This window comes from Enterococcus nangangensis (genome assembly GCF_005405245.1).
GTDB lineage: Bacteria > Bacillota > Bacilli > Lactobacillales > Enterococcaceae > Enterococcus_J > Enterococcus_J nangangensis.
Map to the genome: position 1 here is coordinate 16,821 of NZ_BJDR01000012.1, position 26,279 is coordinate 43,099.

Consider the following 26,279-nt stretch of genomic DNA (forward strand, 5'->3'; position numbering starts at 1 on the left):
AATTCACTATGTTGATGATAGCGTTATCATGCTATAATGCCAGTGACGTAAAAACGTGAGGAAAAGAGCCATAATTAACTACATAATGAGGGATCACATGGAAACGTACACGTTATTATTAGTAGATGATGAAGCAGATGTTTTAAAAGCCATCAATAAAAAAATGAATTGGGCGGAGTTAGGTTTTTCCGTCATTGGTTTTGCCGACAATGGGTTAAAAGCGTTAGAGTTGGTGGAAAAATACCAGCCAGACGTGGTGATGACGGATATTAACATGCCCTATATGAACGGCCTGGAACTAACGCAACGGATTAAAGAAGATTATCCGGCGACAAAAATGTTAATTTTCACCGGCTTTGATGAGTTTGAATATGCTAAAGAAGCGATTCGGCTGGAAGTTGGGGATTATATTTTAAAACCCGCGAGTTCTTTAGAGCTGACGGAAATTTTTAGTCAGTTAAAAGAAAAGTTAGACCGGGAGATTAGCGAAAGTCGCAACGTGGAAAGCCTGCAACAGTATTATCAGGACTCGTTACCTTTAATGCAGACTAACTTTTATTCGACGCTAATTGAAGGGCGGATTAAAGAAGAGGAGCTAGCAAAATATTTAAAGGATTACCAAATTCCTTTGACGGGACCTTTTTATTGTTGTCTGGTGCTCCACACGTCCTTGAGCCAAGTACCGGAAGGAATGAATCCTTTATTAGTGGTGGCTTCAGTCCAAAAGCAAGCCAAAGAATACTTCGGGAAAAAATGGTCCGTGGCCTATTTTACTTATTTAGGAGACACCATTATGCTGGTGCAACTAGCCAATGAAAATGAAATTTCCAGCTTAACGGATGAGTGTGATCGTTTTTGTAAATATATTTTGCGGCTTTTGCGGGCCGTAGTGACGATGGGGATTGGGCAAGTCTGTGGCGAACTTTTGGATTTAGACCAATCTTATACTAGCGGCCGGATGGCGGTATCTTACCGCGGACTATACGGCGCCTCGCGGGTGATTAACATTAAAGAAATCGCCCCCCAAGAGATGGAAAAATTTAACTTAGTTGACGAATCGGAATTAGCAGAACTCTTTAAAAAAATTCACATCGGTCCGGTGGCCGCCATTACGAAAGCCGCGCAGCAATACTTAGACCACGTCTACGCTTCCGCCAAGACTTGGCAACAGCATACCGTCGTCGTGGCCGAATTAATTGGCGCCCTCTATCGTTTTGCCGCCAATAATAATTTAACGGTGGAAGCTTTTGCCGGCAATTTGAAAGAGTTATACGCAAACTTGCCAGACTTAGAGCCGGATGCTTTAAGCCAGTGGTTAACGGCGATTAGTATCGACCTCCATGAAAAATTGCGGAATGCCCGGAGTAAGACAACGGCGACCTTGGTGCAAAAAGCCCAAGAGTACGTGCGTAATCACTACAGTGAAGCGAGTTTATCGTTAGATGATGTTTGCCAAGCTCTCGGCGTGTCTAACGCTTATTTTTCTTCCATGTTTAAACGGGAGACAGAAAAATCCTTCATTAGTTATTTGACGGATTATCGCCTCGATTGGGCTTCCCGTTTATTACTGGAGACCGACGAAAAGAGTTACGTCATTGGTCAACGAGTAGGCTACACGGATCCTAATTATTTCAGTTACGTTTTTAAACGGCGCTTCGGCATATCGCCGGTGAAATATCGAACGGGGATTACCAATCGTGAAGCATAATAATCAGGAGCTTAAAACCAGCAGTCGTTTTAAAAATATGAGTATGCAATCCATTCTGATGCTGACGTTTTCAGTGCTGTCGGTGCTGATTATTCTAATTACCGGCGTCTTATTGTACCAACGTTTCTCAGCGATTTCGCGCCAAAAAGAAGTCGCATCCACCCAAGAAATGATTGGTCAAACGAAAGAGGCGATGGACGACTATTTAATGCGGATGCGCCAAATTTCCGATACTGCGTATTACAACGTGGTGAAGGAAAATGATTTTTCCAATCAAATGCAAACGATCCATAGCGGCATGAACATCTTATACGAAGGCAACAAAGACGATTTAGCCAGTATCGCCATTTACAATAATTTTGGCAGTTTAGTGTTGGCTGAACCAGTCGCCTCGCAAAAAGAAGACCCCGATGTCACCAACCAAGAGTGGTACCAACAAGCCCTCTCAGAGATGGAAAACATTCACTTTTCCACCCCGCATATTCAAAACCTATTTGACAACGGGACGATGCGCTATGAATGGGTGATTTCTTTAGCCCGGGCTGTGGAGCTGAACAATAGCGGCGAGTCGCAATTAGGCGTTTTATTAGTGGATATGGACTACTACAAAATTTCCCATATGTTGGAGCAACTCAACAGCCAGAGTAGCAAAAAATATTATTACTTGTGTGACAGTACCGGCAATATTATTTATCACCCGAAACAAGTGCAGATTAGTAAAAAAATTGTGCCGGAAAATAATAGCGCCATTGTCCACTACCAAGAAGGCGTCCATGATGAATATTTTCAAGGAGCAGCGCGGAAAGTTTTAGTCAGTGATATTAGTTATACCGGCTGGAAACTAGTGGGGGTCATTCCTGCGGCGACTTTTACCCAAGATACATTTCAAACGGGACTCTTTATTGCTCTTTATGTCGTCTTGATGGCGATGGTTCTAGTCGTTATTAACCGGATGATTTCGTTGCGGATCTCGCGACCTTTGCAAAAGTTAAATGCTTCTGTCATGGAATACGAAGCTGGTGCCGGGGCAAAACCGGCGATTTATTTAGGGGGCTCCACGGAAATTCGCCACTTAGGCCAGTCTATTCAACAGTCTTATGAACAGATTGATCAATTGATGAAAGAGATTATTTTAGAACACAATGAACGGCGGAAAAGCGAACTGGATGTTTTACAAAGTCAGATTAATCCTCACTTTCTTTATAACACGTTGGAGTCTATCACCTGGATGATTGAAGGGGAGGAAAATGATCGGGCAGTCTTTATGATTACTCAGTTGGCGAAACTTTTTCGGATTAGTTTGTCTAAAGGACGGACGATTATTCCTGTGGCGGATGAACTGCAGCACGCTAAAAGTTACATGAATATTCAAAAGCAGCGCTATAAAGAGGCGATTGCGGTGACTTTTGAGGTGGAGCCAGCGTTAAATCAGTTATGTATCGTGAAACTTGTGTTGCAGCCAATTTTAGAAAATAGTTTGAACTACGCTTTAAAAGGTCTTGATGATAGTGGCGAAATTAAAGTTGTCGGCCGTTTAGTGGCGGGAGATATTGTCTTGACGGTGACGGATAATGGCATTGGCATTGCACCTGATGAAATTGATTTATTGCTGACGGATCGGCCCGAAGCCCATAAAAAAGGCTCCGGTGTAGGGCTAGTCAACGTCCACAAACGGATTCAGCTCTTCTTTGGTAAAGAGTACGGCGTGACTATCACCAGTAAGCTAGACGAAGGAACGACCGTGACGATTAAGATTCCGGCGATCCCTTACACGGAAGAAAATCGTCAAATTTTAGAACAAGGTTATAATTTTGGCGGCGAAGCCATGATTGAAGAACAAAGTCAGGAGGCCGCCCATGAAAAATAATAAAATTTTTATTTTAATTGAAGTTTCTTTGGCTATAGTGGCTATTATCTTAGGGACTTTGATGCTGAATCAAAAAACGGAGTCCGTAGTGGGGAAAGTCGCCGTGATTTTACCAGATTCTGATGATAACCGCTGGACTACTTTAAAGTCTGGCTTGAAGATGGCAGCCAAAGACCACCAAGTGGAAATGTTTGTGGCGGATACTAGCGGCAGCATGACCTTAGAGCAGCAACAAGCTCTTATCGAACAAGAAATTGCTAATGGGGCGGATGCGTTAATCATTCAGCCTTTAGCCAGTACGGCCGAGACGACTTATTTGCAAAAGTTACAGCAACGTTTACCCGTCCTCCTTTTAGGGGCCAGTACCCCATTAGCCACCAGTACCCCCAATTTTGTCACCAGCTCACCAGACAATTACGCCATGGGCCAGCATTTAGCTAACGAGCTTTTAAAAGATTATGCCGACAATTTGACGGCTAAAACAATTGGCTTAGTTCTGACGAATAGTGAAACGGAAACCATGAAAGCCCGCGCGCGGGGCTTTAGCGAAACCATTGCGGCAAAAGGCGGGAGCGTGACGTGGACTGTGGCGGATTTTGCCGCCACGGAGCGCACCACCGTGCTGGGGAAAAGGGCGAAAGTCAATATCGTGGTGGCTTTAGACGACGACAGTTTGACCGCAGCCGGCGCCACTGCTGCCAATCACGACTTAAAAGGCGCGATTGTTTACGGGATTGGCCACTCCACCGAAGCCCTTTATTACTTGGATACGGATCAACTGGAGTGTGTCATTGTGCCGGATGAATTTAGTATTGGCTATCAAAGTTTGCGCCAGACGGCCAAGCGTTTAAGCTTACACTTTTGGCAAGGGAAAACTATGGACACCACGTACTACACGTTGCGTCGAGAAACATTATTTGCTAAAGAAAATCAGGAACTTTTATTTATGATGAACCAATAGGGAAGAAAGGAAGTAGTAGGATGCAGTGGCCAAAGAAAAAACTTTTGAAAATCGGCCTGTGTTGTCTCGGGGTACTTTTCCTCAGTAGTTGCGGTAAAAAAGCCGCGGTAGAAAGCACGCGGATTTACGTCGGAGTTTCTTGTTATGATCAAAGCGATATTTTTGTCAAAGAGCTGACGACGCGTTTTGAAGAGGAAATCAAAGACATTGGTGATGCCGAAAAATTATCCACTATCGTGACGATTCGTGATGCCGCCGACTCTCCCCGCCAACAAAATAGCCAAGTCCAAGAGCTGATTGATGCCGGCTGTAATATTTTGTGCATCAACTTGGTGGAACGCACCGATACTTCTGAAATTATTGAACTAGCGAAAAAAAATAATGTGCCGGTGATTTTCTTTAACCGGGAACCCGTGGCGGAAGACTTGAAGCAGTGGGATAAACTATATTACGTGGGAGCCGACGCCAAAGAGTCGGGGACGATGCAAGGGGAACTGGCTGCAGAAGCGATTTTGAACAATCCGCAAATTGATCGCAATGGCGATGGCGTTATTCAATATGTCGTCTTAGAAGGTGAGCCGGGGCATCAAGACGCGATTATTCGTACCGAAGAAGCCATTAATACTTTGAAAAATAAAGGCATCAAACTGGAGAAATTAGGCCACGGCATTGCCAATTGGAATCGGGCACAAGCAGCCAATCGCATGGAACAGTTGATTGGCGAACACCAAAACAAGATTGAATTGGTGCTTTCCAATAACGACGATATGGCGCTAGGGGGTCTTGACGCTTACGCCAAATTAAACCGCACCGCGGCTAGTACGCCAATCTTTTTTGGTGTAGATGGGACGGCTGCTGGTTTACAAGCGGTGCAAGAGGGTACTTTGGCTGGGACTGTCTACAATAATAAGGACCAACAAGCTAAGGCGATGGCGGAGCTAGCCACCGCTCTAGTAACAGGTCAAAGTACTAGCTCGTTCCCCTTTAAAAATGGTAAAACACTTTACCTGCCTTATGCTAAAGTGACCCAAGAAAATGTTGATGAGTATTAAAAAAGCTGGCGTCCTCATGGGATGCCAGCCTTTTTTGCCGCTTAACCAATGCGGCGATTAAATTTTTCAAAGCCGAATAAAGCGTCAATCCGCGCCAAATATTCAGGAGGAATCGTCACGTCTAAAGCTTTGAGATTGTTTGCTAATTGCTGCGCGTTAGTGGCACCGGTAATCAAACTAGAGATGCGGGAATCCCGCAAAGCCCAAGCTAAGGAGAAACTAGCCAGGTCGGTATTTAATTCTGCAGCCATGTTCACTAATTCTTCGACGCGGTCTAAGTTTTGCGGTGTTAATAAAGCTTTGATTTGTCCTTGATAAGTAGCGCGGGAACCAGCAGGAAGCGCTTGACCTTTCCGATATTTACCCGTCAACAAACCTTGCGCTAGGGGTGAAAAAGGTACGATGCCGATACCAAATTTTTCGCAGACGTCCATCATTTCATGTTCAATGTAACGATCCGTCATGTTGTATTGCGGTTGAATCACACTTAAAGGATGCAGTCCGCGCTCTTGGATAATCAGTTGCGCTTCTAAGACTTGCACCGGTGTCCATTCACTGACCCCGTAGTAGAGGACTTTCCCTTGATCCACTAGGTCGCTGAGGGCTTGTAGCGTTTCTGCTAGCGGCGTGGTGGGGTCAAAGCGATGGCAAAAGTACATATCTAAGTACTCGGTTTGCATGTGCTGTAAAGACGTATCGATGGATTCCATAATGTGCTTGCGGGAAAGGCCGCGGTCGTTGGGACCATCACCAGTTGGGAAAAAGACTTTGCTGGATAAAACTAAATCTTTCCGCGGCAATTCTTTTAACGTTTTGCCTAAAAAGATTTCGGCGGCTCCCCGACTGTAACCGTCAGCACAGTCAAAGAAGTTGACGCCATTTTCATACGCTAATTTTAAAGTGTCAGCAGCTTGTGCTTGCTTCTCGCTGTCTGAAACGTTAGTCATCCAACTCCCCACGGCAATTTCGCTGACTTTTAAACCTGACTTTCCTAAATTTCGATATTTCATGACTGTTCCTTTCTTTGTTCTTTATTTTAAAATTTCGTCGATGCGGACCAATTCTTTCGGTGTGAAGTCCAAGTTATCCAACGCTTTCAAGTTATCTAACAGTTGACTGACGCGGGAAGCCCCGATTAAGACGCTAGCAATTTCTGGTAAACGTAAATTCCAAGCTAAAGCCATTTCCGCTAAAGTTTGGCCGCGGTTTTCAGCAACTTCATTCAATTGACGCACTTTACTTAAAGTAGCGGCGACGCGCTCTTCTGACAAGAAGGGACTATCGGCACGATGGGCACGGGAATCTGCGGGAATCCCATTTAAATAGCGATTGGTGAGTAAACCTTGTGCTAAGGGACTAAAGACGATTGCCCCCAATCCTTCGGCGGCTAAGACATCCGTTAAGCCTTCTTCCACCCTGCGATTAAACATATTGTAAGGGGGTTGGTGAATAATGAAGGGCGTGTGCAGCGCTTTAAAGAGTTTACTGATGGCTGCGGTTTGTTCAGGAGAATAATTGGAGACCCCGACGTACAAAGCTTTTCCTTGCCGCACTAAAAGATCTAGCGCTTGAGCGGTTTCTTCTAAAGGTGTGTTGGAATCTGGACGGTGATGATAAAAAATATCCACGTAGTCAAGACCCAGCCGTTTTAGACTTTGATTACAACTAGCCACGATACTCTTTTTAGAACCCCATTCGCCATAAGGACCAGGCCACATATAATAGCCAGCCTTGGAAGAAACGATGATTTCATCCCGATAATGATGCAGGTCGTCTTTTAAAATCCGACCAAAATTTGTTTCGGCGCTACCGGCAGGGGGACCGTAGTTGTTGGCTAAATCAAAGTGCGTGATGCCATGGTCAAAGGCGGTAAAGACCACCTCTTTTTGCGTGGTCATTTTATCCACGTCGCCAAAGTTATGCCAAAAACCTAAAGAAATCGCCGAAAGTTTAAGACCTGACGTGCCGACCCGATTGTATTGCATGTTGTCGTAACGCTTTTCTTGTGCTTGATACATTCTTTTTCCTCCTTTGCTTGAAGCAGGTGCAAAATTTTCTCTTTACTCACTGTAGCACTTCAAGTACACTTTAAGTAAAGAGTTTCCAGCAAAAAAAATAATTTGGAGAAAGAAGTTTTTTTCATGACGACAAACACCATCACAACCTATTCCATTCATGAAATGAGCCAACAGACGGCTTTACCTGCTTCCACCTTGCGCTATTACGAAGAAGTCGGCTTATTGAAAAATGTGGCCCGAAACGGCAAGCATCGTTTGTATACGCCAGAACACCTGAAGCGGATTGGCGCGATTCAATGCTTCAAGCAAACAGGAATGTCCATCAGCCAAATTCAAGAATTTTTTTACCACGAAGATGAGACCCATGACTTTGCCGCTTTAGTGGAACTTTTAAGCGCACAATCGGCGGCAATCGACCAACAATTGCAGTTGCTCTTAGATAATCAAAAACATATTCATAGTAAATTGGCTTTTTACCAAGCGAAAAAAGTAGCTAGTGAGGAACATTTGCCCGAACCCCGTTGGCGGGATTTTGCTTAAAAAAGAGAAAAACTTTCCCAACCATCACAACAAATTGTGATGGTTGGGAAAGTTTTTTTGACAATTAAGGGATGATAACTTTTTGAAGAGGTACAAGGACCGTTTTGACAGTGTTTGTACTTCTTTTTATATGGTTAAATGTTTTCCGGATAGTTAGATAAACGTAAAAATACTAATCCTAAAAGTAGATCAACTTCTAAAAAATTGATGGGCTTTTTATCATTTTAGGATAAGCGATTTTGCTAAAGTTAACCCACCTAAAAATTATTTTTATAGAGTGCATTTCAGAATCTTTTGCGTATCTTCTTTGTAAGAGGACAAAATGATGTCCTTGCTATCGTTCAGGTGTAGTTCACATGGACTTTGGTCGCCTCCGAAGCAACAACCACTCTATTCTAGAAAAGTTGGTGCTGAAGGAGGTTATTTGAAAAGCTCGACTCCCTTGGTCAGAAATTGAGCAATAAGCGGAGTCCAACTGAAAATTTGTTTTTCAATTTTTATGTTGGACTCACTTGTTGCCGAAATTTCTAGGGAGGCGAGCTAGACATGCCAATGAAAGAATCGCCGGGAAGCGGGAAAGGTTGATTAAAATGCTTACGGGCATTTTGCAAGTTCTATTGGTTGTCAAAGCAATCCTTGAGATTGTTAGAGCAATTGTGGAACTTGTGCAAACAACTAAAAAAGACCCTAAAGAGTAATCTTTAGAGTCGCCACCGGCCATTGCCATGTAGAAACTGGAAGAGGTATACCCATTACCTTTTCCCTACACCTGAATTATAGCAAGGGTAAATGAGAAAGGCAAGTAGCTGCGACAAGGGAGATCTTCCAGGCTTTTTCTTTTTTTATTTGGTCTTCATGATCTAGCCATGCAAGCTAAAATTTTTGGCGTTAAGTGGAAAGTCCTAAAAAATTTAGGAAACAATTTCCCAGGCCTTCCCAACGTACCACGCAAATTTTGAACGAGCTTGCTGAGCTCTTCTAATTGTCCAGCTCCTTAAACTAGCTTACTCGGCATTAATCTGTAACGATGTAAAAATTAAAAAGCAAATTTTCAATCGTTCCATCTTAATGCTCATAAGCTGAGCGAGTTTAAGGACCTCTTCTTTATTGTCTAGCTCCTTAAACTAGAAGAGTCGGTAATAAGCCATAAGCCACAAAAAATTTGAAAAAATAATTTTCCGTGTCTTTCGTCTTATTATTCCTCTTCTGTGCAAGTTTAATGGGCTCTTCCGATTGTCTAGCTCTCTTCCCTAGAAATTTCGGCAATAAGTGGTGACGGCATAAAAATTAAAAAGCAAATTTTCAATCGTTCCATCTTAATGCTCATAAGCTGAGCGAGTTTAACGAGCTCTTCCAATAACAAGTCAATCCAAGGCAAAAAGTTGCAGGATTATTCCGTAGATTGGGGGAAAGATCTGGAAACGTTTTATTTTCAAAGGTGTTCTGTTAATCTGTAGGTGTCGTAGCGGTTTGGTACTTTTTCAAGAAGCGTTTCGGAGTCAAAGCGGTGTAGCGTTTAAAGGTTTTGGCAAACTGCGCTTCTGAAGAAAAGCCACAGCTAGTGGCCACGGTTTCTAAGGGCAGATGAGGATAATTCAGCATAAAGCGTTGGGCTTGTAAAATACGTTTACTGTTTAAAAAGTCCGCCAAAGATTGACCAGTGTAGCTTTTAAAAATTCGCGCTAAGTAAGACTTGTTAAGAAAAAAGTGCTCGGCGACGGTTTGTAAACTCAGAGGTTCATGGAGGTGTTCCACCACGTAGCGCACAATCGGTTGTACGGTTTCAATTTGCATGACCCCCATGGGTTGGTTCAAGGAGCGCTGCTGATTGAAACGTTGTACCAACAAGAGGAGTTCTAAAACTTTTAACAATTGGCGCTGAAAATAATTTTCTTCTTGAAAAAGAGATTCATTGTATAAGGTTTCAAAAATTTCTTCTACTTGCTGTTGCTGGTGGGGTGTTAGGTCGTAAACGCCGGTCTGTTGGTGGAAGAAAAAAGCTGGGGTGGTGGCTAAGAGCGGCGCCACGGCATCTCCTAAAAATTCGACCGGCAGTTCAATTAAGTAGCGGCGATGTCCACTAGCTTTTGTAAAATCAGTGCGATGGGGAACCTTGGCATCAATTAAGACGAGACTCCCTTTGAACAAAGGATAGACGTGCTGGCCAATGAAAATTTTCCCAACACCAGTCAAATCTTGCAAGTAATACAATTCGTATTCAGGATGGGCGTGGGAGCGGGTCATGGCAAAAGGCAGCTTCCGTTGCCGTTTTTCAACAAAAATTTGTTTTTCCAAGTGGGGGAGCATCTAGACACCTACTTTAAAAGAATATAATAAAAAGAAATGAGGAATCATCATGAAGAAACGTTATGTACAAGTTGGTACGGGAGGTCGGGCACGTTTTTATTACGACGCCATTGCCACAACTTACAAAGAAACCAGTGAAATTGTCGCTTTTTGCGATTTGTCGCAAACGCGGATGGATTACGCGAATCGGCGCTTAGTTTCTAAAGGCCATCCGGCTGTTCCTACGTACCATTATACACAATTTGAACAAATGTTAGACGAAACCAAGCCAGATTATGTGATTGTGACTTCCGTTGACCGGACGCACCACGATTACATTATCCGCGCCATGGAAAAAGGCTACGATGTGATTACCGAAAAACCCATGACGATTGATAACGAGAAAGCCCAAGCCATTATTGATTGTCAAAAACGCACGGGCCATTCGTTACGCGTGACGTTCAACTATCGTTATGCGCCCCACAATACGAAAGTACAGGAATTAATTGCTAGTGGGGTGATTGGCGATGTCTATTCTGTCCATTTTGAATGGCTCTTAAATACTAAGCACGGCGCAGATTACTTCCGGCGCTGGCACCGGAATAAATACAATAGTGGCGGCTTGTTGGTGCATAAAGCGACTCACCACTTTGACTTGGTAAACTTCTGGTTAGGGACGCAACCTAAAACAGTCTTTGCTCTAGGCGATTTAAACTTTTACGGCATGAAAAACGCTGAAAAACGGGGCGTCGAACACTTCTATGCTCGCGCTTACGGCAGCGAATACGCCAAAAATGATCCTTTTGCCATTGATTTAACTAAGTCCCAAGACTTGAAAGAGCTCTATCTCGACGCTGAAAAAGATTCCGGCTACATTCGTGATCGTTCCGTCTTTTCCGATGACATCTCCATTGAAGACACGATGGGGGTAATCGTGAAATACAATAGCGGCGCCATTATGACTTACTCCTTGAACGCTTATCAACCGTGGGAAGGCTTTAACGTCGTCTTTAACGGTAGCAAAGGGCGGATTGAAGTGAAAGTTGTGGAAAATTCTTACGTCAATGCGGGCGGTAGCCAAGACGACGAAGGCAAAGCGAAATCCAAAACTATTACCGTCCATCCAATGTTTGGTGCGCCTTACACCGTGGATATTGAAGAAGGCGAAGGCGGCCACGGCGGTGGTGATCCAGTACTTTTAAATGATATTTTCGGGACACCCGTTGACGATCCATTCCATCGGGCAGCTAGCCATGTAGATGGGGCGATGTCCATCCTTACGGGTGTTGCGGCCAATAAGTCCATTGCTTCTGGCTTACCTGTGCATATTAAAGACTTGGTGGAATTTTAGGAAAACGCATAAAGAGCTACAGTGGCTGGCGCCGCTGTAGCTCTTTACTTAGCGTAAATATTTTTTTAAAGGTAAGTCACTTTGTTGTAACGTTTCAGCTACGAGCTGTGCAATTTGTTGCGCTCCTCGTTGATTAAAGTGGGTATTATCTTCCACGCCTTGAGGATAATTTTCATGGAGACCAGGTGCTAATTGTAAGAAAAATTGGCGACTTGTATCATCATCATAATGATTGAGAAAGTCGCGAGTGACTTGATTCATATTAAGAAACGTAAAATGATTTTTTTGCGCAAAAGCTGCAGCCGCTCTAGGATAGTCTCCCAAACAAGTAGGGTCAATTTGATTATTTTGATAACTACGACGAGTAACGGATGAAAGAATTACAGGTGTAGCTTGATGTGTTAGGGCAACTTGCGTAAACAAAGCTAAGTTTTCTTGATACGTACTATCCGGTAACGTTCCTCGTGGCGTATCAATTTTTTGATCATTGTGACCAAATTGAATAAAGAAGTAATCTCCTGCTTGAATTTCTGCGGCGATTTTTTGTAAGCGACCTTCTGCAATAAAAGATTTTGTACTAGCACCGTTTTTAGCGTAGTTGTGGACAGTAACTGCTGGTGTGAAAAATGCGTTAAAGTATTCGCCCCAGCCTGCTTCCGGGCGCTTTTCTGCTAACTTTGGGGCGGCTGTCGAATCTCCTGCAATAAAAATATTCACTGATTATTTCCTCCATTGATTAATGTTAGCGCTTCTTTGTATAAGCATAGCATAAGTCAGCTACATTTTTCACTTGAAATTTCAACTGTTTATCCAAGCTGTGGAGTAAAGATTGAAGAAAAGAGCTGTGCTAATCGTCACGGGGATAAGAATAAAACCCTCACCCCCAAAAAATAAATTTTTGAGAAATATTTTCCCGTTAGCGTGTTACAATAAAGGCAAATATCAAAGGTAATTTGAAGGAGGAGAGCTTTATGGCGGCAAATCATTATGAACCTTCCCGTTTCGTGATGGACTTTCACTTGGCGGCATTTGCTTATTATGATGGACTGACGGTGATTGATGAGCTGACTTTGGGGCAAAAAGTTGAATTGGTCGCAGAACCGGACAATCCCCACGATCCAGATGCGGTGGCTATTTATTATCAAGGTAAAAAAATCGGTTATGTACCAGAAGCGAAGAATGCCCTCTTGAGTACTTTTCTTTACTTTGGTCATGGCGACATTTTCGAAGCGCGGATTCAGGCCATGAATTTGCAGCAACATCCCGAGCGCCAATTTCGCGTGGTGGTCTACGTGAAGGACGGTCGCTAAAAATAAAAAATTTCCCAGTGAAACCTGTCAGGCTGGTTTTACTGGGATTTTTTGTGGCGCTGAGTAACGTTTTAAAAGGAAAAGTAGGTAAAATGGTGGTATGATGAAGCATAAGTGTTAAATCCGTTTGTGAGGAGTGGAAAAAATGTTGTTTGGCAAAAAGAAGAGTTTGTTTGCACCGGTGGATGGAGAATTTATTCCTTTAAGTACGGTAAAAGATCCTGTCTTTGCGCAAAAGATGATGGGGGACGGTATCGCGGTTATTCCTAGTGATGGTCATGTAGTCAGCCCGGTAGTAGGGACAATCAGCACAATTATTGAACAAAAACACGCCCTAGGGATTACGACGCCTAGTGGCAAAGAAATTCTCCTGCATATGGGCATTGACACAGTTGCCTTAGCTGGAAAGCCTTTTGAGCTGTTGGTAAAAGCAGGCGATGCGGTAACGGTAGGGACGCCATTAGCCGAAATGGATTTACAAATGGTGAAAGATAGCGGCAAAGACACGACGATTTTGGTCATCGTCACTGGTCAAGAAAAAATTTCTCCGAAATACACCACGGCCACCATGGTGAAAAAAGAAACAGAACTAGCTAAAATGTAAAGAGCACACAAAAGGAAGAAGGTCCGCTAGGGGTCCTTCTTCCTTTTTTAGCCCTCATGTTCAAAAGAAACAAACTGACGCTTTTTTTCTTTTTCGAGAAATTCTTTAGGGGTCATGTGGAACTCTTCTTTGAAGCAGCGGAGAAAATGAGAGTAAGAAGTAAAGCCGCATTGAGTAAAAATTTGGCTGGCGCTTCCTTGTTCCCGCAATAATTGTTTGCTGAGTAGTAGGCGTTTTTTCAAAATATATTGATGCAAAGTCAAACCAGTTGCGGCTTTAAATTGGCGGCCTAGGGCATACTTATTAATAAAAAAGCGCTGGCTTAACGGCTCTTGCCGCAAATCACTGGCTAAATTTTCAGCAATGTAGCGGAGAACTTCTGTCATTAAAGGATTTTCCGCGGGGCTTTCCTTCAGCATTTTCGGCTGTTCTTGCTCTTGCACTAAGCGATTAAAGTAAACCATCAGCTGCAAAAATTTTTCCTCGTAAAAAAAATCTGCGCCATAGCTTTGCTCAGGCTGTTGATCCAAGGGGGCTAAAAGTTCTCGCAACTTTTCAGGGGGGAGTTGTAAGAGCCGACTGCGTAAAGGACCGCTAGTTTGAAAGCATTGGGCTAAGTTTGTTTGCGGCGTGGAATGAGCTTCTAAATATTGCGGCATGACAAAAATATAAACCCGTTCAAAAAAATTAGACGTTTGATTGAGAATGCGGTGCAAATCATTTTGCTGAATCAACAGCACTGAACCGGGATTTAAAGGAAACTCACGACCATCTAAGAAAAACGTCCCGCTACCAGCTAACGTGCAGTGAATCTCATAGTAATCGTGGGAGTGGTAAAAGGTTTGTTCCGGCGCAACGACGTCTTTCACGTGATACACTTCGAAGCGCTCCGAAATCATGGTGTTAATCAATTCATTTTTATACTGGGGCATGGCTACACCTCCTAGACTTACCTTTATTATAATAAAAAAGATTCTTTTTGCAATTTTAGATAGTTTTTAGTCTCAAAATATTATTTTTTGTGGCAAGCCTTTATGGTAAAGTGTAAGCGTAATCAGAAAATAATGAGGTGGAAAGATGATTATTAAAGAAGAGATTTTTGTACCAAAAGAAACCGTAGAAGCTAAAATTGAATTAATGATGACCAACTTAACGACGATTAAAGATAATAGTGGTGCATTTTTACTAGATTTTGATGGCTTGAAAGTCGATGACAAAAGTTGGACCGTTTGGAACTGGCCGCAAGGTGTAGGCCTTTATGGGATTTACAAAAACTATCGCCAAACAAAAAATCCCCAAAGTTTAAAAATCGTCCAAGATTGGTTTGAAGCACGGATGGTGGAAGGTGCTCCACCAAAAAACGTCAACACCATGGCCCCGCTTTTAACCATGGCTTTGCTTTATGAGGACACGCAAGATTCCCGTTATGTGCCTTACTTGGAACAATGGGCCAACTGGGTGATGTACGATATGCCGCGGACGAATGAGCGGGGTTTACAACACGCGACGTATGGTCCGGAAAATAAAAACCAATTGTGGGACGACACCTTAATGATGACGGTCTTGCCATTGGCTAAAATTGGGACGTTATTAGGTCGGGAAGATTTTATCCAAGAAGCAAAATATCAATTTATGATTCATATTAAATATTTAATGGATAAAAAGACGGGCATGTGGTACCACGGTTGGACCTTTGAAGGTAATCACAACTACGCCGAAGCTTTCTGGGCGCGGGGCAACTGTTGGATTACTATCGCCATTCCTGAAATTATTGAAATTTTAAATCTCCAACCAGGGGATAGTTTCTACGAATTTTTATTGGCGACTTTAAATGCCCAAGTAGCGGCTCTTGCAAAATATCAAGATGCATCTGGCTTATGGCACACACTAATTAACGATGAGACTTCTTATTTGGAATCTTCGGCAGCCGCTGGTTTTGCCTACGGAATTTTAAAAGCGTGTCACAAACGTTACATTGACCAAAAATATGTAGACGTGGCTTATAAAGCCATGGCGGGCTTGATTAATGAAATCGATGAAAAAGGGGAAGTACAACACGTTTCTATCGGTACCGGCATGGGGGACAGCTTAGACTTTTACCGGAATATCGGGATGACGGCGATGCCTTATGGTCAATCCTTAACCATTTTAGCTTTAACGGAATTACTTTTGGCCTATTGCTAAAAAAGATGAAAAAGAAGCGTCGCGGCGCTTCTTTTTTGCTAGTTAGAAATTTAAAGGAGACAAGAAGATGTCAGGCTATTTATTTGTTTACTTTGCCGGAGAACAGACGGATCAAGAACAAATTTATTTTAGTGTCAGTCAAGATGGGTTGCATTGGCAAGATTTAAATGACGGCCAACCAGTGCTGGTGTCAACAGTGGGGGAACAGGGGGCACGGGATCCTTTTATCGTGAAGGATGAAAGGTGTGGTAAGTATTACTTATTAGCCACTGACTTAAAAATTAGTTACGGTGAAGATTGGCAACGAGCTAAAACGCGAGGTAGTCGTGATTTACTCGTCTGGGAAAGCAGCGACTTATTGCACTGGTCAGAGGTGCGGGCTTGTCCGGTGGGGTTACCAGAAGCGGGGTGCGTTTGGGCGCCAGAAGCCATTTATGACCAAGAAAAAGAGGCGTTTCTCGTCTTTTGGGCTTCTAACGTGCAAGAAGATGGCGACCAGCAGCGAAAAATGCGGATTTACGCTAGCTACACTAAAGATTTTGTGGACTTTTCGCCCACCTTTAAATATATTGAGCGCCCCAATGACATTATTGACACCACTATTGTGCATGTCCAGAATCATTATTATCGTTTCTCTAAAAATGAAACCACTAAAACGATTGAATTAGAAAAAGGTGCGACTTTAGCTGCCGATGCTTTCACGACGCTGGAAGTACCATTACTGAAAGATTTCTACGGCTTAGAAGGACCCGAATGTTATCAACTTCCCAGCGGTCAGTGGTGCTTAATCGCCGATCAATTTGCGACGAATCAGGGCTATTTACCCATGCTGATTGCTGACTGGGATAAAGGTCAACTGCAAGTTTTCCCCACAACCGCTTACGATCTGGGGCAAGGTAAAAAGCGTCACGGTGGTGTGATTGCCATTACTAATGACGAGTACCACGCCTTAATCGCTAATTTTAAATAAAAAAATCATCAGCTCTTCCGCCATTTGCAGCGAGAAGGGCTGGTGATTTTTTTATTTAAAGCCTTTCTTAGAAATTGATAATTCAACTTCATTAAAAAATAATCGTTCGCCTTTAGATGGAAAATGCTGTTAAATCAAGCGACTACATTTTAAACGTGATTTATTTCCGAAAATTATCAGAAATAGCCATTGCTCTTTACCTAGTAGTGTGTATAATAAGTGAATGTAAAGAAGCACGATAAGATAAATGTTCGTGTTTAACAAATGGAGGGAATCACGTTGAAGAAAAGAAATATTCTCGGTACAGCAATTGTTTCATTAGGGCTATTAGGAGCAATGAGCGCTTGTAGCACAGCTAAAGGAGCACAAGAAAGTTCGGATTCCAGTGCAAAAGCTGAGAAAGTAGCCACGGCAGCCATTATTACAGATGGTAACGGTGTGGATGATAAGTCTTACAACCAATCTGCTTGGGAAGGTCTCGTCAAATGGGGCGAGGAGCACCACGTTGAGCGGGGGAATGCCGGCTATCAATATTTCCAATCTTCAGGAGAAGCAGATTTTGTGCCGAATATTGACCAAGCGATTAGTGCTGGGTTTAAAACGATTTTTGGCGTAGGTTATATGTTGACTGCGTCTTTGAAGCAAGAAGCTGAGTTAAATCCGGAGACGAATTTTGTCATTGTGGATGACTTAATCGAGGGAATGGATAATGTTGTTTCAGCTAACTTTGAATCCAATCAAGCGGCTTATTTGGCTGGCGTAGCAGCGGCTTATACGACCAAAACTGATACAGTTGGTTTTATCGGCGGCGTGGAAAGTTCGGTCATTACAGCGTTTGAGGCCGGCTATTTGCAAGGAGTCGCTGATGCAGGTCAAGAATTAGGCAAAGAAATTAAAGTGATTGATCAATATGCTGGCGACTTTGGAGCGCCAGATAAAGGGAAATCTATTGCCGAAGCCATGTATGCACAAAATGCAGACGTGATTTATGCGGCAGCTGGTCAAACAGGGAATGGTTTGTTCCAAGAAGCAAAAGCCATCAATGAAACCGGCGATAAAGAAGTGTACGTGATTGGCGTCGATCGTGACCAAAGCCCTGATGGTAACTACACCTTAAATGGCGAAACGAAAAATTTCTGTATTGCTTCTACCTTAAAAGAAGTTGGCGATGTGTTAGCGGACTTAGCTGAACAAGCTAACGACGATCAATTTCCTGGGGGTCAAAGTTTAGTTTATGGCTTAGCTAAAGGCGGCGTAGATTTAGCAGAAACAGGTTTAACCAGTGACGCTAGTAAAGCGGTGGATGCTGCGCGGGAAAAAATTATCGCCGGTAACATCACCGTACAAGAAACCCTTAAGTAAGCAGAAAAAAGCCGCCAATCCCCAAATGTTTTTCGGTGTTGGCGGCTTTTTTGCGCAAAGAGTGGCACGAACTTAAAGGATAGTGTAACGTAAAGTGGAACAGAGAAAGGAAGATTTTAGTGCGTAAAGTTTATTTAAATCACGATGGCGGCGTGGACGACCTCGTGGCTTTATTTTTAATGTTACAAATGCCGGAAGTGGAATTAGTCGGCGTGGGGGTTATTCCTGGGGATTGCTATTTGGAGCCGGCGGTTTCGGCTAGTCGGAAAATTATCGACCGTTTTGGTCACGGGGTGAAGCTAGCTGTGGCGGCTTCTAATTCACGTCCGCAAAACCCTTTTCCTAAAGAATGGCGGATGCACGCTTTTACGGTAGATGCCTTACCCCTTTTAAATGAAAGCGGCCAAGTAGGGACGCCGCAAGCCGTACTGCCGGCGCATTTGCACTTGGTGGAATTATTGCAAAAGGCAACGGAAAAAATTGATTTAGTTTTCGTGGGACCTTTAACGGATTTAGCTCGGGCTTTGGCGGAAGATGCCTCAATTCAAGCAAAAATCGGCACCTTATACTGGATGGGAGGCACTTTTTTACCTGAGGGGAATGTGCAAGAACCGGAACATGACGGCACAGCCGAATGGAATGCTTTTTGGGATCCGCAAGCAGTGGCTGACGTTTGGGCCAGTGACCTGACGATTGACTTAGTCGCTTTAGAAAGCACCAATAAAGTTCCTTTAAGAAATGAAACCCGCGCTTTCTGGGCGCAAAAACGCCAAGCGTTGGGGGTGGATTTCTTAGGACAAGCCTACGCGATTGTGCCGCCATTAGTGCATTACGCCACCAATTCCACGTATTACTTGTGGGATGTTTTAACCGCCGCGAGCTTTGGCGAACCGACGTTAGTAACGAAAAAAGTAGTGCGGTCTAAAGTGCACGCTGATGGCTTAAGCCAAGGGCAAACTTATGCAGATCCTACCGGTCGACCAGTAAACCTTGTTTATGATGTAAAGCACGATGCGTTCTTTGATTACATTACCCAGTTAGCTGAAAAAGCTTAGCAAAAAGGAGCCATGAGAAAAACTCGCGGCTCCTTTTTTAGTGGAAATGTTTACTGAGCACTTTTCGCCGGATCTAGTTTACGTTCCACGATACCTAAAACCCAATCGGTAATGATGGCCATTAAGGCGGTAGGTAAGGCGCCTGCTAAAATAATGGAGGCGCCATTGGTGGCGTTGGTACCGCGGATGATGATATCCCCCAGACCACCAGCGCCGACGAAAGCCCCGATGGCGGTAATTCCGATGGCTACCACCAAGGCGTTACGAATGCCGGCCATGATCACGGAAACGGATAAGGGAAGCTCAATCATATAGAGGCGTTGCCAGGTCGTCATCCCCATTCCTTTTCCCACGTCTAAAATATTTTTATCTACTTGATTCATGCCGGTGTAGGTGTTTTTGATAATAGGCAGTAGCGAGTACAAGAAGACCGTGACGATCACCACGTTAACGCCTAAACCTAAGCCAATCATTAAAATGGAAATCATCGCTAAAGAGGGGATAGTTTGAATAATGTTGGCGATGCGGATGACCCAGTCGGCAATTTTGTGGTGGCGACTAATCCAGATGCCTAGGGGAATGGCGACGATAGCGGCAAAAAGTACGCCGTAAATGGAGATGAGAAAGTGACGCATAAATTGCGCGAAAACGTAGCTGCCATTTTCCCTAAAGTAGTACAAAAACTGTTCTAAGAGATTCATATCCTGCAAGTTCATTTTCTCACTTTCCTTCCTCAAAATAATGGTGTTTACTTAAAAATTCTGCTGCCACAACGCTAGGTTCCACCAAGTTATTATCGGCTTCAAAATTCAACTGTTGCATTTGTTCCGTATCGAGTACGCCGGCTAATTTTGCCAGAGCATCTTTGATTTTTGGCTCTTTTTTCAACAATTCGTCTGCCACAACGGGAGCGGCATCGTAAGGGGGAAAGAATTTTTTATCGTCTTCCAGCATGACTAAGTCGTAACTAGCAATGCGGCCATCGGTAGAATAGCCTAAGACGATATCCATTTTGCCAGCCGCCACGGCGTCATACACGAGACCGATTTGCATCGGCAAAATTTGTTGGAAAGAAAAGCCGTATTCTTCTTTAAAACCGGTATAGCCATCGCCAACTCGCGTAATCCAAGCAGTGTCCACCCCAGCAACTAATTCATTAGCATATTTTTGTAAATCGCTGACTTTTTTTAAGCCGTATTTTTCAGCGGTGTCTTTTCGGACTAAAAAGACGTACGTATTGTCAAAGCCGTAAGAGTCGAGATAGGTTTGCTTAAAGCGTTTTTTAAATTCTGTTTGGACAATTTGAAACGCTTCTTGGGGATCTTTTACCGGATCTAGCCCCAAGGTGGTAGTTAAATCCGTCCCGGTATAACGCGCCGCCGAAATTTGAGCATCGCCATTCATCATGGCTTGGTGGTTGATGGTGGTGGTGGCTAAATTATTAATAATCGTCGTGTCATAATCCGTGTAGTGTTCCACCATGCCCGCTACTAAGGCGGCTAAGATTTGGGCTTCAGAGGTGATGCCGCCGGTAATGGCCACCGTATTTTTTGAAGCGTTGCTAGCCAGACCTGGGAGGGAACAGCTAGTTAAAGTTACGAGGGCAATAAAGGTGCAAAGGAGTGTTTGCAATTTACGTTTCATCTTTATTCCACCTCCCGTACTTCTTTAGGCACGAGTTTATTTTCTAGACGACCTAAAAGAAAATCCGCCAAAAGGGCTAAGAGGGTTACGGGAATTGTGCCGGCAAAAATTAATGGGGGTTGATAATTATTTAAGCCGGAGAAAATCAAATCCCCGAGACCACCGGCGCCAATATAAGAAGCTAGCGTTGCCCAAGCAATCACGTAAACGGTAGCCAGGCGAATACCCGCCATGATGGTGGGCATGGCTAAAGGGAGCTCTACCAGACGAATAGATTCAAAATTAGTCATCCCCATGCCTTTAGCGACATCGCGATAGTTGGGATCCACACCTTTCATCCCGATATAAGTATTGCGTAAAATCGGCAGTAAAGAGTAAACGAATAACGCGAGGATTGCCGGCAATTTTCCTACGCCAAAAAAAGGAATCATTAAAGCTAATAAGGCTAAGGAGGGGACAGTTTGCAGCGCACTAGTAATTGCGAGGACGATATTGGCAATTTTCGGAGTGCGGGTCAAAAGAATTCCCAGGGGTACGGCAATCAAAATTCCTAAGGCTAAGGCCAAAGCGGAAAGATAAAGATGTTGCGCCGTTTTAGTTAAAATTTCACTGCCATATTCATTGAAAAAGGCTGTCATAATTCTAGACCTCCTCTTTTACAGATTCCACCGCGTCACTAATCGTTGCTTCGTCACCCCAAAGGACGTCGTACACGATATCTACTAGAGACGCCCGCGTCAAAATACCGGTAACGCGATTTTCATCATCTACCACTGGCACGTATTTTAAACCACGCTTCAAAATGCGTTGTAAGACGTTCCGCAGTTGGGTCTTCTGATTGACGTAAAAGACATCGGGATTTAAAATATCCCCGACACTGGAAACTTTCCCCCGCATTTTTTCCATCGTTTCAACGTCAATAAAACCTTTTAAGACGTTGCTATTATCCGTAACTAAAAGGGTATCGACGCGTTTTTCCCGCATCAGCTTAATGGCTTCCCGTAGTGATTTTTCTGGCGTGATGGTAATCGCCTTATTCATGGCAACTTCCCCTACGGTAGTCGTATCCGGTTTCGCCTGCAAGAGTCGTTCTTCTCCCAAGAGATTTTCCACAAACTCATTAGCGGGTTTTTGTAAAATATTTTCTGGCGTATCAAACTGAATCACTTTGCCTTCACTCATAATGACGATGCGACTAGCTAGTTTTAAAGCTTCATCCATATCATGGGTCACAAAGACGATGGTTTTCCCTAGCCGAGCTTGTAAATCCTTCACTAAATCTTGTAAAGCTTCCCGCGTAATAGGGTCTAGCGCTCCAAAAGGTTCATCCATTAAAATGATGTCTTGATCTGCGGCTAAGGCGCGCACAACACCGATGCGCTGTTGTTGCCCGCCAGAGAGTTCACTAGGATAGCGATCCAACATCTCGCGGGGCAGCTCCACTAAGTCAATCATTTTTTCGGCAGTTTCATTACGCACAGCCGGCTCTACTTTTAAAAGGCGCTGCACTAAGGTAATATTTTCGCGAATGGTCATATGGGGAATCAGGCCGATATTTTGAATGACATAGCCAATCTTGCGGCGCAACTCTACCGGATTAAACTCCTGAATATTTTTGTCGTTAATCAGAATTTTTCCTTTAGTGGGCTCATTCATCCGGTTGATCATCCGCATACAGGTGGTTTTCCCCGAACCCGATGTACCGATAAAACAAATGAATTCTCCTTGTTGAAAGGAAAGGTTGACATCTTCCACGGCAATTTTGCCGCCTTTATAAATCTTCGTCACGTTTTGAAATTCAATCATGCATGTTCACCTTCTATTTTTATTTTATTTCGTGTAAAACATCATGTAACATCTGCGCGAAAGGGACTGCTGACTCGCACAATTTTTCCTAAGTCTGCCTTATAAGTCTGACAAATTTTGGCTAAAAATTCAAATGAGGCCCTTTTGCTTGCTCCCTTGTTCTCATAAAAAGTTAGTCAAAATGCTGTATTATAACAAAAAGCAAAAAGAAATTAGTGGTTGTCAGAAAAGTTTTCTGTCAGGGCCGACAGGTGGTTTTGCTATAAAATAAAAATTATTGAATAACAACATAACAAATATTAAAAGAAGATGTGAATGCTTTTAAGAAAGCAGAGTAGCCCAGTGCCGACAGTGGCGGGTAGAGGGCGCTAGATTGAAGAGGAAGATTGCTAAAAGTGAACTCTATGGCAAGAAGTAAAGGGAATATTTTTATCCCGGTTGATTGTAAAATTCCTTCCTTTAAAAATCTCTTAAAGGCGGGAAGATTGCTTTTAATCAAGGCGTTTTAATGTTAAAATTGCCTATAGTCTATTGTGTGGCGAGGCGTTAGTCAAAATGGCTAACTGTTACGTCTCAGGAAAAAAGAATAAGGGGCAGCTCGCAGTGAAAAAATTCAATCCCAGTAAAAAAATTATTATTACCCTAATCATCGCCATCCTCGTTGTGGTAACCGTCTCCGTAACGGCCTTACAGCGTAACCGTGGCAATAAAAATAATCTTGTGCAATCTGTTATTAACGACACTGTTAGTTTTGTGGATCGTGCCCTAACGGCGCCAGTTAATTGGCTTAATCGAGGCATCACCGCGGTGGACGATCTTTTTAATACGTATGATGAAAATGCTAAATTAAAAGCGAAACTAGATAGCTACGACACAGTGGCTGTGGAAAATAAAAATCAAGCAAAAGAAATTGAAGAGTTAAAAGCAGAATTGGCTTTAAACGCCACTTTAACTAGTTACGATACGGTGACGGGAAACGTTATTAGTCGTTCGCCTAATAATTGGCAGGATATTTTAATTATCGACAAAGGTAGTAAAGATGGCTTAGAGAACAATATGCCGGTAATGTCGCAAAAAGGACTAGTAGGACGCATCGTTGAAGTTAATACGGCGTCTAGTAAAGTAGAACTTTTAACTTCTGAAAATCAAAACTCCGACCATTTTCCTGTGAAAGTCACTTCTGGTGATGGCGATTCCTTTGGCTTACTTTCTAGTTTCGATACCAAAGAAGGAGCCTTGGTGGTGACGCAATTAACGGGTAGTGCCACGATTAAAGTCGGCGACCTCGTCCAAACATCCGGTCTTGGTGGCAACTCACCAGCCAATCTCGTGATTGGGACAGTGTCTAAAATTAAAGCCGATAGCTTTGGCCTAGAGCGGCAAGTATACGTAACTCCTTATGCGCAAATGTATGACATTAATATTGTGACTGTAGTGAAACGCTTGGCAGGTGAAGCGGATGAGTAGAGCTTCTACTATTAAGTATTACGCGCCGTTTACTTTCTTTTTGCTAATGCTTTTAGATGGACAAATGACCCGCGCCTTGGATAGTATCTTTCACCAGAACTTTTTTATTCATCCCCATACTTTAATGTTGGCGTTAGTGCTGGCAACTTTCCAGCTGTCGCGTCGCTATATGCTGATTACAGCTACTATTATTGGCGTTTTAATGGATAGTTATTACATTGGCATCATTGGTATTTACGCATTGTGTTTACCTTTGATTGTGCTGTTGTGCTACCAAATTTTCCAATACGTGCATCCTAATGCCTTTACCTTGTTGTTGGCGGTCATTATTTTCGTGACGGTTTTAGAAACCTCCTTGCTCCTTGTCCAAGGTGTCTTTTCCTTGGCGGACGTGAACTTTGTTAATTTCATTACGCAAACTTTAGGGCCGACATTGTTATTAAATATCGCCTTGTTCTTAATTTTAATTATTCCTTTCAAGAAACTATTTATTTTTAAATAGTTTCTTTTTTTATTATTCCTTTTAGATAGCTCGGTTATTTATTGTGCTGTTTACGTGTTTTTTAAGAACTGTTTATATTTAATCTTCACCGATGAATTTGATACAAGAATGTAACATTAGCTTCAAATCTCTGACATAACTCTGTGCTAGAATGATTTTGTCGCTTAAGAAAGTCTAAAGATGTTTAAGCTTTAGATATGAAAAAACTTTTTAAGGAAAAGTCGGAGGAATGAACGTGAAGAAGAAGTTGTTGACAGCATTATTAGTGAGTGCCATAACCTTAAGTTCCGTTGCCTTACCAACAGGGGTAGCCGCTGACGAACTAGAGGATGTCATTAATCAACAAGAACAAGTTATTAAGGACCAACAAGATAAAATCGATGCTTTAAAGGATCAAAAAGCAAGTACTGAAACACAAATTTCAGCCTTAGAAGCCCAAATTGCTGAAGTCCAAGCACAAGCTGACGAATTGATGAAAAAACAAGCAGAACTTCAAAGTGAAGTGGATGACTTAAATCAACAAATCGCCGATTTAACGGCTCGGATTGAAAAACGGAACGAAGCTTTGAAAGAACAAGCTCGTAACGTTCAATTAAACAGCAAAGACACTTCTATTGTCAGTGCAATTTTAAATGCTAAATCTTTCTCTGATGCCATTAGCCGGGTGCAAAGCGTTAATACCATGGTGAAAGCAAATAGCGAAATGATGCAACAACAAGAAGAAGACAAGCAAGCGGTGGAAGACAAACAAGTTGAAACCCAAGCTAAATTAGATGAAATCACTGAAGCTCAAAGCGCCTTAGAAGTTAAAGCTGGCGACTTAAACGATAAGCAATTAGATTTAAATATCTTAAAAGCTGATCTTGAAAGCCAACAAGCTACTGAAGAAGGTAAAAAACAAGAAGCTGAACAAAAGAAAGCTGATGCTGAAGCTGAAAAAGCTGCCCAAGAAGAAGCAGCTCGTTTAGCTGAAGAACGTCGGCAAGCTGAAGAAGCTGCCGCTGCTCAAGCTGCTGCTGAGGCTGCCGCTCAAGCGCAAGAAGAAGCAAATAATAGCTCTGCTAGCACTGGTTCTTCCAACAATGGCGGAAGCAACAATAATAGCAGTAACAATGGTAACAGCAACAACAACACTGGCAATAACAACGGCGGTGGTACTACTGTTGACCCAACGCCTTCCATTCCAAGTGGTTCTGTCAATGCATCCGCAATTATCGCTACTGCAGAACGTTACTTAGGTGTTCCTTACCTTTGGGGTGGGACAACACCAAGCGGTTTTGACTGTTCTGGTTTAGTGCAATACGTTTATGCCCAAAACGGTATCTCTTTACCACGGGTAACTACTAGTCAAGAATATGCTGGGACTGTTATTCCAGTAAGCCAAGCTAAAGCTGGTGACTTATACTTCTTCGGTTCTCGGGGAAGTACCCATCACGTAGCTATCGCTACTGGCGGTGGAAATTATATCCACGCACCACAAACTGGTGACGTTGTAAAATACAGCACAGTTTCTTGGTACACACCAAGCTTCGCTGTTCGTTTAAATTAATTTGATGATAATCGCGCCCATCTTCCTCAGAAGATGGGCGTTT

The 26,279-nt window shown here is 43.0% G+C and carries 24 protein-coding genes; 15 read left to right on the top strand and 9 right to left on the bottom strand.

What is annotated here, in order from left to right:
* The first annotated feature begins 97 nt into the window (after positions 1-97).
* Genes FFM57_RS05390 through FFM57_RS05405 form a run of 4 tightly spaced genes read left to right on the top strand, consistent with a single transcriptional unit; the run spans position 98 to position 5,588 of the window.
* Positions 98-1,708, top strand: coding sequence for a response regulator (locus FFM57_RS05390; protein ID WP_137599505.1), 1,611 nt, complete (start codon positions 98-100; stop codon positions 1,706-1,708).
* Entirely contained in the window at positions 1,698-3,575 is a 1,878-nt protein-coding gene (locus FFM57_RS05395; RefSeq protein WP_212741491.1) for a cache domain-containing sensor histidine kinase, read from the top strand. Before FFM57_RS05390 ends, FFM57_RS05395 begins: the two co-directional genes overlap by 11 nt.
* Positions 3,565-4,536, top strand: a complete 972-nt coding sequence (locus tag FFM57_RS05400; protein ID WP_137599506.1) for a sugar ABC transporter substrate-binding protein — start codon at positions 3,565-3,567, stop codon at positions 4,534-4,536. The genes FFM57_RS05395 and FFM57_RS05400 overlap by 11 nt, the downstream gene beginning before the upstream one ends.
* A gap of 20 nt (positions 4,537-4,556) precedes the next feature.
* Positions 4,557-5,588 carry a galactose ABC transporter substrate-binding protein gene (locus FFM57_RS05405; RefSeq protein WP_137599507.1) on the top strand — a complete coding sequence of 344 codons (1,032 nt, stop codon included), beginning with the start codon at positions 4,557-4,559 and terminating at the stop codon, positions 5,586-5,588.
* Between the two features lie 41 nt (positions 5,589-5,629).
* On the opposite strand, the gene FFM57_RS05410 is transcribed toward FFM57_RS05405, so the two are convergent.
* The gene (locus tag FFM57_RS05410; RefSeq protein ID WP_137599508.1) at positions 5,630-6,598 is read right to left on the bottom strand and encodes an aldo/keto reductase family protein; all 969 of its coding nucleotides are present in this window, start codon (positions 6,596-6,598) and stop codon (positions 5,630-5,632) included.
* A gap of 21 nt (positions 6,599-6,619) precedes the next feature.
* Positions 6,620-7,606, bottom strand: coding sequence for an aldo/keto reductase (locus FFM57_RS05415; RefSeq protein WP_137599509.1), 987 nt, complete (start codon positions 7,604-7,606; stop codon positions 6,620-6,622).
* 123 nt (positions 7,607-7,729) lie between these two features.
* Here FFM57_RS05415 and FFM57_RS05420 point away from each other — a divergent pair, with 123 nt between their 5' ends.
* Positions 7,730-8,146 carry a MerR family transcriptional regulator gene (locus FFM57_RS05420; protein ID WP_137599510.1) on the top strand — a complete coding sequence of 139 codons (417 nt, stop codon included), beginning with the start codon at positions 7,730-7,732 and terminating at the stop codon, positions 8,144-8,146.
* A 1,446-nt stretch (positions 8,147-9,592) separates the two neighbouring features.
* On the opposite strand, the gene FFM57_RS05425 is transcribed toward FFM57_RS05420, so the two are convergent.
* Complete coding sequence (locus FFM57_RS05425) at positions 9,593-10,441, bottom strand: AraC family transcriptional regulator (RefSeq protein ID WP_170999903.1); 849 nt, start codon at positions 10,439-10,441, stop codon at positions 9,593-9,595.
* A gap of 61 nt (positions 10,442-10,502) precedes the next feature.
* Between FFM57_RS05425 and FFM57_RS05430 the strand changes: the two genes are divergently transcribed.
* Positions 10,503-11,783: a Gfo/Idh/MocA family protein gene (locus FFM57_RS05430; protein ID WP_137599512.1), complete on the top strand. Its 1,281-nt coding sequence runs from the start codon at positions 10,503-10,505 to the stop codon at positions 11,781-11,783.
* A gap of 48 nt (positions 11,784-11,831) precedes the next feature.
* Here FFM57_RS05430 and FFM57_RS05435 read toward each other — a convergent pair whose 3' ends face one another.
* Entirely contained in the window at positions 11,832-12,500 is a 669-nt protein-coding gene (locus tag FFM57_RS05435; RefSeq protein WP_137599513.1) for a rhamnogalacturonan acetylesterase, read from the bottom strand.
* Between the two features lie 254 nt (positions 12,501-12,754).
* Between FFM57_RS05435 and FFM57_RS05440 the strand changes: the two genes are divergently transcribed.
* Positions 12,755-13,093 (top strand): HIRAN domain-containing protein, encoded by a 339-nt coding sequence (locus FFM57_RS05440; RefSeq protein WP_137599514.1) that lies wholly within the window; start codon positions 12,755-12,757, stop codon positions 13,091-13,093.
* Positions 13,094-13,238: 145 nt separating this feature from the next.
* Positions 13,239-13,697, top strand: coding sequence for a PTS sugar transporter subunit IIA (locus tag FFM57_RS05445; protein ID WP_137599515.1), 459 nt, complete (start codon positions 13,239-13,241; stop codon positions 13,695-13,697).
* A 47-nt stretch (positions 13,698-13,744) separates the two neighbouring features.
* Here the strand turns inward: FFM57_RS05445 and FFM57_RS05450 are convergent, their stop codons facing one another.
* Positions 13,745-14,629: an AraC family transcriptional regulator gene (locus FFM57_RS05450; RefSeq protein WP_137599516.1), complete on the bottom strand. Its 885-nt coding sequence runs from the start codon at positions 14,627-14,629 to the stop codon at positions 13,745-13,747.
* 145 nt (positions 14,630-14,774) lie between these two features.
* Here FFM57_RS05450 and bglB point away from each other — a divergent pair, with 145 nt between their 5' ends.
* From bglB to FFM57_RS05470, 4 genes are all read left to right on the top strand, one after another.
* On the top strand, positions 14,775-15,881 hold the full coding sequence (gene bglB / locus FFM57_RS05455) for a beta-galactosidase BglB (RefSeq protein ID WP_137599517.1): 1,107 nt from the start codon (positions 14,775-14,777) through the stop codon (positions 15,879-15,881).
* A gap of 67 nt (positions 15,882-15,948) precedes the next feature.
* Positions 15,949-16,851 (top strand): glycoside hydrolase family 43 protein, encoded by a 903-nt coding sequence (locus FFM57_RS05460; protein ID WP_137599518.1) that lies wholly within the window; start codon positions 15,949-15,951, stop codon positions 16,849-16,851.
* Positions 16,852-17,130: 279 nt separating this feature from the next.
* The gene (locus FFM57_RS05465; RefSeq protein WP_371851240.1) at positions 17,131-18,213 is read left to right on the top strand and encodes a BMP family lipoprotein; all 1,083 of its coding nucleotides are present in this window, start codon (positions 17,131-17,133) and stop codon (positions 18,211-18,213) included.
* Between the two features lie 119 nt (positions 18,214-18,332).
* On the top strand, positions 18,333-19,268 hold the full coding sequence (locus FFM57_RS05470) for a nucleoside hydrolase (RefSeq protein WP_137599519.1): 936 nt from the start codon (positions 18,333-18,335) through the stop codon (positions 19,266-19,268).
* A 50-nt stretch (positions 19,269-19,318) separates the two neighbouring features.
* Here FFM57_RS05470 and FFM57_RS05475 read toward each other — a convergent pair whose 3' ends face one another.
* From FFM57_RS05475 to FFM57_RS05490, 4 genes are read right to left on the bottom strand one after another with little or no spacing between them, the layout of a single operon-like run.
* Positions 19,319-19,984: an ABC transporter permease gene (locus FFM57_RS05475; RefSeq protein ID WP_137599520.1), complete on the bottom strand. Its 666-nt coding sequence runs from the start codon at positions 19,982-19,984 to the stop codon at positions 19,319-19,321.
* A 4-nt stretch (positions 19,985-19,988) separates the two neighbouring features.
* The gene (locus tag FFM57_RS05480) at positions 19,989-20,912 is read right to left on the bottom strand and encodes an osmoprotectant ABC transporter substrate-binding protein (protein ID WP_137599521.1); all 924 of its coding nucleotides are present in this window, start codon (positions 20,910-20,912) and stop codon (positions 19,989-19,991) included.
* Between the two features lie 2 nt (positions 20,913-20,914).
* Entirely contained in the window at positions 20,915-21,550 is a 636-nt protein-coding gene (locus tag FFM57_RS05485; protein ID WP_137599522.1) for an ABC transporter permease, read from the bottom strand.
* A 4-nt stretch (positions 21,551-21,554) separates the two neighbouring features.
* Positions 21,555-22,718, bottom strand: coding sequence for a betaine/proline/choline family ABC transporter ATP-binding protein (locus FFM57_RS05490; protein WP_137599523.1), 1,164 nt, complete (start codon positions 22,716-22,718; stop codon positions 21,555-21,557).
* A gap of 603 nt (positions 22,719-23,321) precedes the next feature.
* Between FFM57_RS05490 and mreC the strand changes: the two genes are divergently transcribed.
* From mreC to FFM57_RS05505, 3 genes are all read left to right on the top strand, one after another.
* On the top strand, positions 23,322-24,185 hold the full coding sequence (gene mreC, locus FFM57_RS05495; RefSeq protein WP_137599524.1) for a rod shape-determining protein MreC: 864 nt from the start codon (positions 23,322-23,324) through the stop codon (positions 24,183-24,185).
* A complete protein-coding gene (mreD, locus tag FFM57_RS05500) occupies positions 24,178-24,687 on the top strand; it encodes a rod shape-determining protein MreD (RefSeq protein ID WP_137599525.1) in 510 nt (169 codons plus the stop codon). The genes mreC and mreD overlap by 8 nt, the downstream gene beginning before the upstream one ends.
* Positions 24,688-24,916: 229 nt before the next feature.
* Positions 24,917-26,236: a C40 family peptidase gene (locus FFM57_RS05505; RefSeq protein ID WP_170999904.1), complete on the top strand. Its 1,320-nt coding sequence runs from the start codon at positions 24,917-24,919 to the stop codon at positions 26,234-26,236.
* Positions 26,237-26,279: the final 43 nt, after the last annotated feature.

What these genes read in the sequence shown, in the direction of transcription:
- FFM57_RS05390 (WP_137599505.1), top strand. Translation starts at nt 98, where the DNA reads ATGGAAACGTACACGTTATTATTAGTAGATGATGAAGCAGATGTTTTA.
- FFM57_RS05400 (WP_137599506.1), top strand. Translation starts at nt 3,565, where the DNA reads ATGAAAAATAATAAAATTTTTATTTTAATTGAAGTTTCTTTGGCTATA.
- FFM57_RS05405 (WP_137599507.1), top strand. Translation starts at nt 4,557, where the DNA reads ATGCAGTGGCCAAAGAAAAAACTTTTGAAAATCGGCCTGTGTTGTCTC.
- FFM57_RS05410 (WP_137599508.1), bottom strand. Translation starts at nt 6,598, where the DNA reads ATGAAATATCGAAATTTAGGAAAGTCAGGTTTAAAAGTCAGCGAAATT.
- FFM57_RS05415 (WP_137599509.1), bottom strand. Translation starts at nt 7,606, where the DNA reads ATGTATCAAGCACAAGAAAAGCGTTACGACAACATGCAATACAATCGG.
- FFM57_RS05420 (WP_137599510.1), top strand. Translation starts at nt 7,730, where the DNA reads ATGACGACAAACACCATCACAACCTATTCCATTCATGAAATGAGCCAA.
- FFM57_RS05430 (WP_137599512.1), top strand. Translation starts at nt 10,503, where the DNA reads ATGAAGAAACGTTATGTACAAGTTGGTACGGGAGGTCGGGCACGTTTT.
- FFM57_RS05440 (WP_137599514.1), top strand. Translation starts at nt 12,755, where the DNA reads ATGGCGGCAAATCATTATGAACCTTCCCGTTTCGTGATGGACTTTCAC.
- FFM57_RS05445 (WP_137599515.1), top strand. Translation starts at nt 13,239, where the DNA reads ATGTTGTTTGGCAAAAAGAAGAGTTTGTTTGCACCGGTGGATGGAGAA.
- FFM57_RS05450 (WP_137599516.1), bottom strand. Translation starts at nt 14,629, where the DNA reads ATGCCCCAGTATAAAAATGAATTGATTAACACCATGATTTCGGAGCGC.
- bglB (WP_137599517.1), top strand. Translation starts at nt 14,775, where the DNA reads ATGATTATTAAAGAAGAGATTTTTGTACCAAAAGAAACCGTAGAAGCT.
- FFM57_RS05460 (WP_137599518.1), top strand. Translation starts at nt 15,949, where the DNA reads ATGTCAGGCTATTTATTTGTTTACTTTGCCGGAGAACAGACGGATCAA.
- FFM57_RS05475 (WP_137599520.1), bottom strand. Translation starts at nt 19,984, where the DNA reads ATGAACTTGCAGGATATGAATCTCTTAGAACAGTTTTTGTACTACTTT.
- FFM57_RS05480 (WP_137599521.1), bottom strand. Translation starts at nt 20,912, where the DNA reads ATGAAACGTAAATTGCAAACACTCCTTTGCACCTTTATTGCCCTCGTA.
- FFM57_RS05485 (WP_137599522.1), bottom strand. Translation starts at nt 21,550, where the DNA reads ATGACAGCCTTTTTCAATGAATATGGCAGTGAAATTTTAACTAAAACG.
- FFM57_RS05490 (WP_137599523.1), bottom strand. Translation starts at nt 22,718, where the DNA reads ATGATTGAATTTCAAAACGTGACGAAGATTTATAAAGGCGGCAAAATT.
- mreD (WP_137599525.1), top strand. Translation starts at nt 24,178, where the DNA reads ATGAGTAGAGCTTCTACTATTAAGTATTACGCGCCGTTTACTTTCTTT.
- FFM57_RS05505 (WP_170999904.1), top strand. Translation starts at nt 24,917, where the DNA reads ATGAACGTGAAGAAGAAGTTGTTGACAGCATTATTAGTGAGTGCCATA.